The organism is Bradyrhizobium sp. (genome assembly GCF_049798375.1).
Taxonomy (GTDB): Bacteria; Pseudomonadota; Alphaproteobacteria; order Rhizobiales; family Xanthobacteraceae; genus Bradyrhizobium.
In genome coordinates, this window is sequence record NZ_JBARGP010000153.1 from 1 (window position 1) to 12,536 (window position 12,536).

13 protein-coding genes are annotated in these 12,536 nt (G+C 64.8%); 8 read left to right on the top strand and 5 right to left on the bottom strand.

What is annotated here, in order from left to right; translation table 11 throughout:
• The 3 genes from WA702_RS06585 to WA702_RS06595 all read left to right on the top strand — a co-directional run.
• A partial coding sequence (locus WA702_RS06585; protein ID WP_425109727.1) for a penicillin-binding transpeptidase domain-containing protein occupies window positions 1–459 on the top strand: 459 nt, incomplete at its 5' end.
• Between the two features lie 118 nt (window positions 460–577).
• Window positions 578–1,712, top strand: a protein-coding gene (gene prfB / locus WA702_RS06590; RefSeq protein WP_425109728.1) for a peptide chain release factor 2 whose coding sequence is annotated in 2 segments (ribosomal slippage) — window positions 578–646 and window positions 648–1,712 — 1,134 coding nt in all. Because the reading frame shifts where the segments join, the coding sequence is not laid out codon by codon here.
• A complete protein-coding gene (locus tag WA702_RS06595) occupies window positions 1,713–2,588 on the top strand; it encodes an NAD(P)-dependent oxidoreductase (RefSeq protein WP_425109729.1) in 876 nt (291 codons plus the stop codon). It abuts the gene before it with no gap.
• Here the strand turns inward: WA702_RS06595 and WA702_RS06600 are convergent.
• Window positions 2,585–4,741 carry a carbamoyltransferase C-terminal domain-containing protein gene (locus WA702_RS06600; protein WP_425109730.1) on the bottom strand — a complete coding sequence of 719 codons (2,157 nt, stop codon included), beginning with the start codon at window positions 4,739–4,741 and terminating at the stop codon, window positions 2,585–2,587. The genes WA702_RS06595 and WA702_RS06600 overlap by 4 nt on opposite strands.
• A 164-nt stretch (window positions 4,742–4,905) precedes the next feature.
• On the opposite strand from WA702_RS06600, the gene WA702_RS06605 reads away from it, so the two are divergent.
• Complete coding sequence (locus tag WA702_RS06605; RefSeq protein WP_425109731.1) at window positions 4,906–6,120, top strand: ABC transporter substrate-binding protein; 1,215 nt, start codon at window positions 4,906–4,908, stop codon at window positions 6,118–6,120.
• 3 nt (window positions 6,121–6,123) lie between these two features.
• On the opposite strand, the gene upp is transcribed toward WA702_RS06605, so the two are convergent.
• The 3 genes from upp to WA702_RS06620 all read right to left on the bottom strand — a co-directional run bounded on the left by upp (window position 6,124) and on the right by WA702_RS06620 (window position 8,140).
• Window positions 6,124–6,774, bottom strand: coding sequence for a uracil phosphoribosyltransferase (upp, locus tag WA702_RS06610; protein ID WP_425109738.1), 651 nt, complete (start codon window positions 6,772–6,774; stop codon window positions 6,124–6,126).
• Window positions 6,775–6,887: 113 nt separating this feature from the next.
• The gene (locus tag WA702_RS06615; RefSeq protein WP_425109732.1) at window positions 6,888–7,430 is read right to left on the bottom strand and encodes a cytochrome P460 family protein; all 543 of its coding nucleotides are present in this window, start codon (window positions 7,428–7,430) and stop codon (window positions 6,888–6,890) included.
• Between the two features lie 344 nt (window positions 7,431–7,774).
• Complete coding sequence (locus tag WA702_RS06620; protein ID WP_425109733.1) at window positions 7,775–8,140, bottom strand: hypothetical protein; 366 nt, start codon at window positions 8,138–8,140, stop codon at window positions 7,775–7,777.
• A gap of 195 nt (window positions 8,141–8,335) precedes the next feature.
• On the opposite strand from WA702_RS06620, the gene WA702_RS06625 reads away from it, so the two are divergent.
• Window positions 8,336–8,524, top strand: a complete 189-nt coding sequence (locus tag WA702_RS06625; protein WP_425109734.1) for a hypothetical protein — start codon at window positions 8,336–8,338, stop codon at window positions 8,522–8,524.
• Window positions 8,525–8,539: 15 nt separating this feature from the next.
• On the opposite strand, the gene WA702_RS06630 is transcribed toward WA702_RS06625, so the two are convergent.
• Window positions 8,540–9,178, bottom strand: a complete 639-nt coding sequence (locus WA702_RS06630; protein WP_425109739.1) for a TetR/AcrR family transcriptional regulator — start codon at window positions 9,176–9,178, stop codon at window positions 8,540–8,542.
• A gap of 281 nt (window positions 9,179–9,459) precedes the next feature.
• Between WA702_RS06630 and WA702_RS06635 the strand changes: the two genes are divergently transcribed.
• From WA702_RS06635 to WA702_RS06645, 3 genes are all read left to right on the top strand, one after another.
• Window positions 9,460–10,320, top strand: a complete 861-nt coding sequence (locus tag WA702_RS06635; protein ID WP_425109735.1) for an FAD binding domain-containing protein — start codon at window positions 9,460–9,462, stop codon at window positions 10,318–10,320.
• The gene (locus tag WA702_RS06640; RefSeq protein ID WP_425109736.1) at window positions 10,317–10,838 is read left to right on the top strand and encodes a (2Fe-2S)-binding protein; all 522 of its coding nucleotides are present in this window, start codon (window positions 10,317–10,319) and stop codon (window positions 10,836–10,838) included. The genes WA702_RS06635 and WA702_RS06640 overlap by 4 nt, the downstream gene beginning before the upstream one ends.
• Before the next feature lie 7 nt (window positions 10,839–10,845).
• Window positions 10,846–12,536: xanthine dehydrogenase family protein molybdopterin-binding subunit (locus WA702_RS06645; RefSeq protein WP_425109737.1), on the top strand; the 1,691-nt coding region annotated here is incomplete at its 3' end.

The window sequence follows — 12,536 nt, forward strand, 5'->3', positions numbered from 1 at the left end:
GAGGTCGGCAAGCCGATCGCCGGCAAGACCGGCACCACCAACGAAGCCAAGGACGCCTGGTTCGTCGGCTTCTCGCCGGATCTCGCGGTCGCCGTCTACATGGGCTACGACAAGCCGCGTCCGCTCGGCCGAGGCAATGCAGCGACCGGTGGCCATCTGGCGGCGCCGATCGCGCGTGACTTCATGAAGCTCGCGCTCGCCGACAAGCCGGCGACGCCGTTCAAGATCCCGGCCGGCATCAAGCTGGTGCGGGTCGACGCCAAGACCGGCATGCGCGCCGGCCCCGGCGATACCGGCCGCACCATCATGGAGGCGTTCAAGCCGGGCACGGCGCCGCCGGACAATTACTCTGTCATCGGCGTGGCTGATGCCGATCAGAACCATGGCATGCCGCCGGGCGCGCCGCCCCCCGATTCCGGCAACTTCATCATGCGTCCGGGCACGGGTAGCCTCTATTAAGGCACAGGAAACCAGCTGAGGCGCCGACGCGGAGCGATTGCGCTTTGCGTCGCGCGCGGCTACATCCGCGTTGACCTGAATTGCCACAGCCTTCGGAGCTGGGCCCAAAGAGATCGATATGCGCGCTGAAATCGAAAAGATCGTAGAAGAGATCAAGCAGTCGGTCGGGCTGCTGAGGAGGCATCTTTGACGTCGATGCGTCGACGGCAAGGCTGGCCGAGCTGAACAAGCTCGCGGAAGATCCCAATCTCTGGAACGACCCCCAGAAAGCTCAAAGACTGATGCAGGAGCGGACCTCGCTGGAGGATTCGCTGACCGGCATCGGCAAGGTGGAGCGCGAGCTCGCCGACAACATCGACATGATCGAGCTCGGCGAAGCCGAGAACGATACCGGTGTGGTGACCGATGCTGAGAAGGCGCTCAAGGAGCTGAAGAAGGAAGTGGCGCGGCGCGAGCTCGAAGCGCTGCTGTCGGGCGAGGCCGATCGCTTCGACACCTATCTCGAGGTCCATGCCGGTGCCGGCGGCACCGAAAGCCAGGACTGGGCCTCGATGCTGCTGCGCATGTACACGCGCTGGGCCGAGACCCACGGCTTCAAGGTCGAGTATCTCGAAGAAACCCAGGGCGAAGAGGCCGGCATCAAGTCCGCCACCGTCCAGATCTCGGGCCACAACGCCTATGGCTGGCTGAAGACCGAGGCGGGCGTGCACCGCCTGGTGCGGATCTCGCCGTTCGATTCCAACGCGCGGCGCCACACCTCGTTCTCATCGGTCGCGATCTTCCCTGTCGTCGATGACTCGATCAAGATCGACATCAAGGAGTCCGACGTGCGCACCGACACGATGCGCTCGGGCGGCGCCGGCGGCCAGCACGTCAACAAGACCGAATCGGCGGTGCGTCTGACGCACATCCCGACCGGTGTCGCGGTGGTCTGTCAGGCTGGCCGCTCGCAGCACAAGAACAAGGCACAGGCCTGGGACATGCTCCGCGCGCGGCTCTATGAGATTGAGCTGAAGAAGCGCGAGGAGCAGGCGGCGGCCGACCAGGCCGCCAAGACCGACATCGGCTGGGGCCACCAGATCCGCTCCTACGTGCTGCAGCCCTACCAGATGGTGAAGGATCTGCGCACGGGGGTGCAGACGTCCGATACGTCCGGCGTGCTCGACGGCGAACTCGACGAGTTCATGGCCGCGACCCTGGCGCAGCGCGCGTTCGGCACCACGCCGGGCGCCGCGATCGAGGATGTGGACTAAATGGCCCGAGTCGCTTTCGTCGGGCTCGGGCGCATGGGCCACGGCATGGCCGGGCGCTATCTCGATGCAGGCTTTCAGGTCTCGGTCTGGAATCGAAGCAAGGCCAAGGCGGAAGACCTGATCGCGCGCGGTGCGCGCTGGTCGACCTCACCCGGCGATGCCGCCATCGATGCGGATGCCGTGGTCACCATGGTGGCGGACGATGAGGCCTCCCGCGCGGTGTGGCTCGGTGCCGACGGTGCCGCGACCACCATGAGGGCCGGGACGCTCGCGATTGAGTGCTCGACGGTCTCACACGACCACGTGCGGCGCATGTCGCGCGAACTCAATGCACGCAGCCTGATCTACATCGATTGCCCCGTGACGGGTCTGCCCGATGCGGCAGCCAGCGGAAGGCTGACCTTGCTGGTCGGCGCCAACGCCGCCGATCTCGAACAAGCGCAGCCGTTTCTCGCGCCGCTCAGTTCGACGATTCGCCATTTCGGCGAGGTCGGCTCAGGCACCGTCTACAAGCTGATCAACAATCTGATGGGCGCGATCCAGATTGCAGGGATTGCCGAGGGACTGGCGATCGCGGAACAAGCCGGCCTCGACATGAAGCTGGTGCTGGAGGCAGTCGAAAGCGGCGTCGCCGCGAGCCCGCAGGTGATCCGGCATTCCAAGCGGATGGTGACGCGCGACTTCTCCGGCGCGACCTTCACCGCCGCACTCCGGCACAAGGATGCCGCCTACGCCGTCGCGCTCGCCGAGAGCCTGTTGCGCGATAAGCCGCTTGTGTCCAGCGCCGCGGTCGAGGCTTATGCGAGAGCCAAGGCGAGCGCGCCCGATGACGACGAGGGCCGCATCATCGAGGTCGTGTCCGTCCCCAAGGCTTAGCTGCCGGACCGCGTCCTTTTCCATTCGTCATACCATTGCGCAAACCGCGCGTCTTTGCCGTCGCGGGCATGACGAACCGCATAGGTCGCGCCGTCGTCGGCGACCATGATCACGGCGTCCAGTCCCCCGGCGCGGCGCAGCGTTTCGACGGCCTGTTGCGGCGTCTGCGCGATCGGGCCGGCGACATTGAACGAGGTGTTGACCGACATCTCGACCCCGACATGGCGGCCGAGCGCTTTCAGATAAGCGTAGGTGAGAGGATCATCAGCCTCGCGCACGATCTGGATGCGACCGGTGCCGTCGGCATGGATCACGGCCGGGATCTTGCCGCGCGCATGCGGCTTCGCATGCGCCGTCAGCACCATGTAATTATAGGCGTTGTAGTTGGCGTCATCAGCGCCGTCCTCGAGCTGGAAATAATCTCGCGCGGCTTCCAGCGTCGCCATCGGTGCCAGCGGCCGGATCGCCTCGCGATATTTCACCCGCGCGTTGAGCCGCTCACGCACCTGGGGATCACAGGGGTTGGCAAGGATCGAGCGGTGGCCGAGCGCGCGCGGGCCGGTCTCGCCCGCGCCCTGGTAGAGCGTGATGACGCCACCTTGCGCGACCATGAAGGCCATGAGGTCGGCGACCGCGGCCTGGCCTTCCTCTGACGTGATCTCGCCGATCCGCTCCGAGACGATGTCATCGGCCGTGAGCGCCGCGTCGATCTCGCCACGCGCGGGCGGCAGGCCGCAATAGAACGCATGCTTCAGCACCGGGCCGCGCGGCGCGCCGGCGAGATGCGCAAACAACCAGGCGGCGCCGATCGGCACGCCGGGATCGCCGGGCACCGGCGGGACCCACAGATGCAGCCGCGTCTTGCGACCTTGCGCGCGCGCAAACCATGCCTCGTCGAAATGTTCGAGCAGACGCATATTGCCGACCGCGTTCAATGCCACCCCGCCGGTCAGGATCAGCCGGTGGGCGCCCGTCATGCGCAACAGATGATCGACGATGTGGATCATCGCATCCTCGAACACGAGCTGGGTCGCGGCCGCCTTGTCGAGCCGGTCTTGTGTATCGGGACGATGGCTGATGTCCTCGACCCGCAGTATGGCGTCCGGGTTCCAGAGCTGCGATGGCGTCAGCGGGTGGCCTAGAATGTCGACGAGGGCAGGGTGATAGGGCTTTTCGAACGGGTCGGCGTACCAGTTCGCCAGCGCGCGGTTGATGCGGACCTCGCCATTGTCGGCGAGCACCAGGACATCTTTCAGCTGCGCATAATAGGGATTGCTGGCGCGGTTCATGTCGCCCCAGGCCGCAGCACCCATGTAGCGCCCCTCGCAGGAGAGCCAGGTCCAGCCGCCCTGTGTCGAGGAGATCACGCTGTAGAACGCGCCGAGCGACTCGAACATGCTGTCGTTGCAGGCGAGCAGGCGCAGCGCGCCGTCACGCGCCTCATACAAGGAGACCGAGCCGCGATCGCCGGTGCCGTCGAGCACCGCGATGGCGATCGGCTCGCTGTCATCCGCAAACGGCGAGGCCGCATAGGAGAACCAGGCGTGGTTGTCATGATGCGGCATCAGGATCAACGGCACGCGCTCGCTCAATCCAAGCTGTTTGGCCAGGACTTTCGGGGTCCGCGTCATCGCGTCCATGCGGCGCGCGTCGAAGCCGGCGGCCTGGGTGGTGCGCAGCAGCTTCAGGCTTTGCGGCGCTTCCTCCAGGATGGTGCGCGTTAACGTGCCCGCCAGCGCCGGATAGTCCCAGGTCGTCAGCCAAGCGAAGACGTCGGAGACGTCGCGTCCCATGCCGCGTAGCGCGGCCACCATCGCATCGATCGACTGGCGCGGATATTCCGTGGTGTGCTTATTGCCGGAGAAGCGCTCCTCCTCATTGTTGAGGATCAGCCGCGGGCCGGAACTCTGCGTCACCTCGACCATAGCGACGCCGGAATTGTGCGTGCCGGGTGGCCCGAGCCCGGCGAGATAGAGCGTCTCGCCGCAAGCGAGTCGCTCGCGCGCCTCGGCGATGCGGTCGTCGGCAAAGGCCGAGCCGAGCCGGTGGAAACCGGCGCGGGCGAACAGCTTCGTCGCCAGCCATTCTGCGGCGTGGCCGCAGGCCGCGCCAAGCCGCGGATGCCTTGGACCGATGCGTGGTTTTAATTGCAAAGGACGGACCTTCTCTCCCGGCCCGCATCAATCACAAATAACCTTCCGCAACAATGCCGTTTCGCGACTGCGGCAAAGCCTACGCTTGCATCATCAGCCGCAAGTTGAGACACTTCACACCAACGAAAAAAGCGCTTTGGGAGGATAGGATGCGGACGCAGATCATGCGTATTGCCGTCGCGACCATGGTCGTCGCCAGTGCCGCAGGCGCGGCGCGGGCGGAGAAGAAATACGATCCAGGGGTCAGCGACACCGAAATCAAGATCGGCAACATCATGCCCTATAGCGGCCCGGCCTCGTCGTACGGCGTGATCGGCCAGACTGAAGCCGCTTATTTCAACATGATCAACGACGAAGGCGGCATCAACGGACGCAAGATCAAGTTCATTTCTTATGACGACGCCTATTCGCCCCCGAAGGCGATCGAGCAGGCCCGCAAACTGGTTGAGAGCGACGAGGTGCTGCTGATTTTCCAATCGCTCGGCACGCCGTCCAACTCCGCCATCATGAAATACATGAATACGAAGCGGGTGCCGCAGCTGTTCGTCGCCTCCGGCGGCACCAAGTTCGGCGACCCCAAGAACTTCCCCTGGACCATGGGCTTCCAACCGAACTACCAGAGCGAGGGGCGAATCTACGCCAAATACATCCTCGATCATTTCCCGCACAGCAAGATCGCGGTATTCTGGCAGAACGACGATGCCGGCAAGGACCAGTTCAAAGGGCTGAAGGACGGGCTCGGCGACAAGGTCGGCATGATCATCGCCGACAAGTCCTACGAGGTGTCCGATCCCTCGATCGACTCGCAGATCGTGGCGCTGCACGATTCCGGCGCAGACATCTTCTTCTCCTGGGCGGCGCCAAAGGGTTCGGCGCAGGCGATCCGCAAGGTCGGCGAGCTCGGCTGGAAGCCGAAATTCTTCCTCGCCAACACCGCAACTACCGTGGCCTCGGTGCTGAAGCCGGCCGGCCTCGAATATGCCAAGGGCATCATCTCGACGGAATATGTGAAGGACCCGACCGATCCAAAATGGAAGGACGATCCCGGCGTCGCCAAGTGGCGCGCCTTCATGACCAAATACTTTCCCGAAGGCGACCAGGCTAACTCCAACACCGCTTATGCCTATGTCGAATCCCAAGCGATGGTGCAGGTGCTGAAGCAGTGCGGCGACGAGCTGACGCGTGCCAACGTGATGAAGCAGGCCGCCAATCTGAAGAACTTCACCTCCGATATGCTGCTGCCGGGGATCATGGTCAACACCTCGCCGGACGACTACTTTCCGATCGAGCAGATGCAGCTGATGCGCTTCAACGGCGAGGCCTGGGAGCAGTTCGGGGACGTCATCACCGGCGAGGTCGGGCACGGCGCCATCCATTAAAAGCTATTTCGTGCCGAACATCCGGTCCCCGGCATCGCCGAGGCCGGGCACGATGTAGCCGTGATCGTTGAGCCGCTCGTCGATCGCGGCGGTCCAGACCGGGATCTCGGGATGCTCGGCCTGAAAATGCGCGATGCCCTCGGGCGCCGCGAGCAGGCAGACGAAGCGGATGTCGCGCCCACCGCGCGCTTTCAGCAGATGGGCCGCGGCGCAGGCCGAATTGCCGGTGGCCAGCATCGGGTCAACCAGGATCACGGTGCGGTCCGACAGGTCCTGCGGCGCCTTGAAGTAGTATTCGACCGCCTGCAGCGTGTCGGGATCGCGGTAGAGCCCGATATGGGCGACCCGGGCGGACGGCAGCAGCGCCAGCATGCCGTCGAGGAAGCCGACGCCGGCGCGCAGGATCGGCGCCAGCGTGAGCTTCTTGCCGGCGATCTTCGGCGCCTTCATCTGACACAGCGGCGTCTCGATCTCGACCAGCTCGACCGGCAGGTCGCGGGTGACCTCGTAGGCGAGCAGCATGCCGATCTCGTTGAGCAACTCGCGAAAGCCCTTTGTCGAGCGGTCGCGCTCGCGCATCAGGGTTAGCTTGTGCTGGACCAGGGGTGCAGGACGACATTGATCTGGTGTGCCATGTCCTTGCTCTACCGGCATCGCCGCACCGGCGCCAGATGATTGCAGTGGCAGCGACGGCATCGGATCTCGGCAGCTGGGCAGGCCAGACATTTGGCGGATCGTGCCATCGGCCGATCCGCCAAATGGCGGCCTCACCGCTTGGGATAGCCGGTGAAGACGTAGTCCTTGGTCGCCACGATTGTGTGGCAGGCATAACCGCAATCGGTGCCGTTGCCGTTGGGCGCGAATGCGCCGGAGCCGGTCTCGAAGTCGAACTGGGCGTAGCCCCAGTTGCCGGTGTCGGCAAACCGCTTGCTGTCCCTCACCATGAAATCGATGTCGTGCAGGTCGCCGGGCACCACGGTCGGCGAAGGCGCATCCGCACTCTTGACGGCCTTCCAGTGGATCTTTGCCATCTTGGCGCCATCCGGGAACGGCTTGCCGTTGCCGGGCGTGCCGGCGCGATAGGCTTCGACCGTCACGGGATTGGCGAGGATCACCTCGATGGTCTCGTCGGTCTCGCTGACGCCGACGGTCTGCCAATCCTCGTAGCCTCTGAACTCGGCGAAGCCGAGCCCGTTCGGCACCGACACCGTGTATTTGTCCGGTGCAGAGATTGCTTGGCCGGCCAATGCGGCGAGCCCAGCGGTTGATATCGCGGCCGCGAACAACAATGGAATTCTTGAAATGCGCATCTTCCCTCTGCGGATGACGGATGAAGTTCTGGGATGCTCGATCGAGCGATGTTGGTGCCCTCATGACTGAAGCGGGCCTGGACCACCTGTGATCCGGCAGGGCCCGCGATCTATCAAAATCGCCCGACGACCGATCCTGCGCGCGAGTCCGCCACGGCGCCTCCGGGGGAGGGACGCACAGCCTGATCGCGCCGACGGCGATCGCACCGGATCGAAGCGCGGCCATGGAATCCGGCCGAGCAGGTCGTTCGCTTGAGCATCGGCCTGGAGGAGCCCGGCGAACTCTGGTCCGATCTCTCCGGCTTTCTCGCGGCGCTTGCGGAGGGTTGACGATCGGCCTGATATCAGGACGCTGCCGAGCGCTGATCCGGCATCGGCAGCGGCTTCGAACGGCGTCGCCCTAGAATGTTGATCACAATGCCGACGATCACAAGCGGCGCCGCCGCGACGATCAACGCCAGTGGCGACAGTGGGGCAGGCGTGACCATCTCGAGTACCATCCCGGAGACCATCCAGACGGTGGCAAACGCGACCGCGAAATCGAGCTTCGGCACCCGCAACCAATACAGCGCCGCCGAGATCGCGGTCGCCGGGGCGATCGCGGCGCCGATCAGGTAGACGCTGAACTCCTTCGGCGTCACCGCGTCGATCAGCATGGACCCCAGCAGCCAAAGGCTGACGAACATGATCGCGGCGTCGACATGTCTCACGCCCCTGCCTCCGGGATAATCGAGAGGGAAATCGAGATGTGACAATCTGGCACAGCCCTTTGTCGGCCCGGGCGCCGGGATCGTCAAGGGCGGTGCTTTCAAGCCCGGTTTTGCCCAATTGCCCCCAATCGGATGTCCTGGAAGGGCTAGGGTTGACGTTTGGGAACTTTCGGCGGCCGTCGGCGTTATCGGGCCATGCTGGATAACCTCTCAGAACGTACACCCCGAATCTTGACCCCTGAACAACGCCGCGCCCGCGACGCGACTCGGAAGGCCGATGCGGAGCAGGCTATGCGCGAGCATGATGCTGCGCAAAAGGCGTTCTATGCCAATCGCGAACGCCTGCGGGCGGAGCGCTTGGCGCGCGAGGCTAGCGAAAAATAGCGGCGCAATCTGTATCTAAATACTCTTTTCGCTGGCTTGTGCCCGTGACAGCTCCGGCAGTGTGCAGCGCGCGCCGTCGAGAAATGACACGACCGCATCCCGCACGATCGCATCGAGATCGGGCGGGATCGGCGTTTCGTAGATGAATTTGCGGATCGCGAGATAGAAGATGCGGCCGTGCAGGCCCCAGAACATCTCGATCTCGCGCTCGCTGAGTGCCGCGCTGCCGACATCCGGCAGACCGAGGTCGTGCCGCAGCTCGGCTGCCGCTGCCTCGATGATCTCGCGACGGACCAGGTCGAGATAGCGGCCGGTGATGCCGAAGGACTTCATTCCGGAGAACACGAAGATCCGCACCCAATTGTATTCGAACACGTGCGCGACATAGCTGAGATAGAAGCCGGTGAGCCGTGCCTCCAATGGCAAGGCACGGTTGCGGATCAATGTGCCCCAATCCGGCGACCAGCGGCTGAGATAGACCTCCTGATAGACGCGCTCGATCAGCGCCTCCTTGCTCGGAAAATGCCGGTAGATCACCGAATGCGCGATGCCCAAGCGGATCGCGAGCTCGCGGATCTCGCCATCGAAGCCGCGCTCGGCAAAGAAGCGGATCGCTTCGTCGACGATCAACCGCTCGCGATCGGCCGCGCGCATGTTGCGCCGTCGTGGCGCCGCCGTTTTCGGCGTCTTGGCGCGTTTCGCCGGCGGCTGCGCCCTGCGTTTCGCCGGCGCCTGCTTCGCTGCGCGCTTGATTGTCCTGGCCATGATCGTCCGGATCGCAATGCCCTTGTGATCCCTTTTAGCTCATCCGCGACTTGTGACCAAATGGTCTGTTCTGATTGACCGGGCGGCGCCTGCGTGCGAGGATTTTGAGACCAGATGGTCATGAATCTGGGCGGGCCGGCTGGAGCGCCGGTCAGAACAGGGAGACGGCAATGAAAGCGAGGGCTTTCAGCTATCTTCGTGCGCGAACCGTTGAAGAGGCGTTGACGGCCCATGCGGAGGCCGGTGACGACGCGCGCTTCATCGCCGGCGGTCAGAGCCTGGTGCCGACCTTGTCGCTGCGGCTGCAGGCGCCGAAGCTCCTGATCGACATCACCCATATTCCCGAGCTGCGTGGCGTCGGGCGCGAAGGCGAGACGTTGCGCATCGGCGCGCTGACGCGCCATTGCGAGATTATGACCGAGCCGCTGATCGGCGAATTCGCGCCGCTGCTCCGCGCCGCAGCGCCCTTTGTCGCCCATCCCGCCATCCGCAACCGCGGCACGCTCGGCGGCAGCATCGCGCTGGCTGATCCCGCAGCCGAATTCCCCGCCATGGTGCTGGCGCTCAACGCCGAGATTGAGATCGCCGGCCGTTCGGGCGCGCGCCGCGTCAAGGCGGACGATTTCTTTGTCGATCTGTTCGAGACCGCGCTGGCGCCCGGCGAACTCGTCACTGCCGTTCATGTGCCGCTGTTCAAAGACCACCAGCGTATCGCCTTCGATGAGCTGGCGCGGCGCCGCGGCGACTATGCGCTGGTCGGTTGCGGCATGATCGCAACTTGCGACAAGGTCCGAATTGAGACCATCCGCATCGCGTTCTTCGCCGTCGGCAATGTGCCGATCCGGGCCAAACATGCTGAAGCAGTGCTGATCGGCCATGCTCTCGACGCGGCGCGGATCGCCGCCGCACAGGCCGCACTGGACCATGATCTCGCGCCGCCCGAGAGCGACGAGGTGGCGTCGGCGATGCGGCTGCATCTGGCCCGTGTGCTGCTTGGCCGCCTGCTGGGGCGCATCGGAGAGGGCGCATGAGCGTAACAGGCACATCATTCGACCCCGGCGATACCGACGAAACCGTTCGTGTCCGCTTCATCGTCAACGGTCGCAAGACAGCCTGCGAGGTCGCACCGCGCGATACGTTGCTGGATTGCCTGCGCACGCAGCTTGAGCTGACCGGTACCCATGCCGGCTGCGAGATGGGCGCCTGCGCCGCCTGCCTGGTACTGCTCGACGGACGTGCTGCGCATTCCTGCCTGATGTTCGCGGTGCAGGCGGATGGCGCAGGGATCGACACGATCGAAGGGCTGGCGGAGAGCGGCGTGATCGCCGATCTGCAGGCCGAATTCCATCGCCGCAACGCGCTGCAATGCGGCTTCTGTACGCCGGGCATGCTGATCAACGCGCATGAGCTATTGTCCCGCAACGCCACACAGAGCCGCGAGGCGATTCGCGACGCGCTGTCGGGCAATTATTGCCGCTGCACCGGTTATGAGGCGATCGTCGATGCCATCGCCGCGGTGGCTGCGGCGCGCAGCCAGGCCGAAGGATAACTCGCCCATGACCGCGCCGCTCACCTCGCTCGATCGCCCGAACTCCTATATCGGCCGTTCGGTGCCGCGGCCGAACGCCAAGCGGCTGCTGGCAGGGCGCGGCCGCTACGTCACCGATATCAAGCTGCCGCGCATGCTGCATGCGGCCTTCCTGCGCAGCCCGTACGCGCATGCGCGGATTGTCGCGGTCGATGTCAACGCGGCGCGCGCGCTGGACGGCGTGCATCTTGTCGCCACCGGTGCCGAGCTCGCAAACATCTGCATGCCCTGGATCGGCACGCTCGATCATTTCAAGGGCATGATTTCGGAGCCGCAGCTGCCGCTGCCGCTCGAGCGCGTGGTGTGGGCGGGGCAGGCCGTGGTTGCCGTTGTCGCCGAGAGCCGGGCGCTGGCCGAGGACGCGCTGGAGCTGATCTCGGTCGACTATGAAGAATTGCCCGCGGTGGTCGACCTCGACGAGGCGCGAAAACCTGGCGCGCCGCTGGTCAATCCTGCCGGTCACGGCAATCTCTGCTTCAAGAGCCAGCTCGACAGCGGCGGCGTCGACGAGGCCTTTGCGCGCGCCGCTCATGTGGTGGAAGAAGAGTTCAGCTTCGGTCGCCACACGGCGGTGACCTTGGAGCCGCGCGCGATCATCGCCGACTATGAGCCGGAAGCCGGCATGCTGACCGTGCATCACGCGATGCAGACGCCATATCAGTTCCAGGATCTCTATGCCCGCCACTACGGCATCCCGGAAGCGCGGGTACGCGTGATCGCGCCCGACATCGGCGGCTCTTTCGGGATGAAGCTGCATGTCTATCACGAGGACATGGCGGTGGTCGGGCTGTCGATCCTGCTGCGACGTCCGGTGAAATTCGTCGCCGACCGCATCGAATCCTTTGTCTCCGACATCCATGCTCGCGACCATCGCGTGCGCGCCCGCATGGCACTGGACGAGAACGGCGAGATCCTCGCCATGGACGTGCACGACGTCACCGCGATCGGCGCGTTCTCGAGCTATCCGCGCACCAGCGTGGTCGAAGGCAACCAGGTGATCCGCCTGATCGGCGCGCCCTACAAGTTCAAGAGCTATCGCGCCGCGCTGGAGGTGATCTTCCAGCACAAGGTGCAGACCAGTCAGTACCGCGCCGTCGGCCATCCCATCGCCTGCGCCGTCACTGAGCGGATGGTCGATCTCGCCGCCGTCAAAATTGGGCGCGACCCGTTTGATATCCGTGCGCAGAACCTGATCGCCGATGACGGCTATCCGCTGACATCTCCGACCGGCTACAAATTCGAGGCGCTGTCGCACCAGGTCTGCCTGCGGCGGCTGCGCGACATGATGGACTACGACGCGTTGCGCGCCGAGCAGACGGCACTGCGGCAGCGCGGCGTCCATCGCGGCATCGGGATCGCGAGCTTCGTCGAAATCACCAATCCGGGCCCGGCCTTCTATGGCGTCGGCGGCGCCCGGATTTCGTCGCAGGATGGCGCGACCTTGAGCCTGACGCCGTCCGGCGAGGTGCGTTGCGCGATTTCGGTCACTGAACAAGGGCAGGGCACCGAGGCTGTTATCAGCCAGATCGTGGCCGACCAACTCGGGATCGCGCAGGAGCGCATCAAGGTCATCACCGGCGACACCGAGACGACGCCGCATGGCGGCGCCACCTGGGCCTGCCGCGGCGCCGGCATCGGCGGCGAGACCGCGCTGCAGGC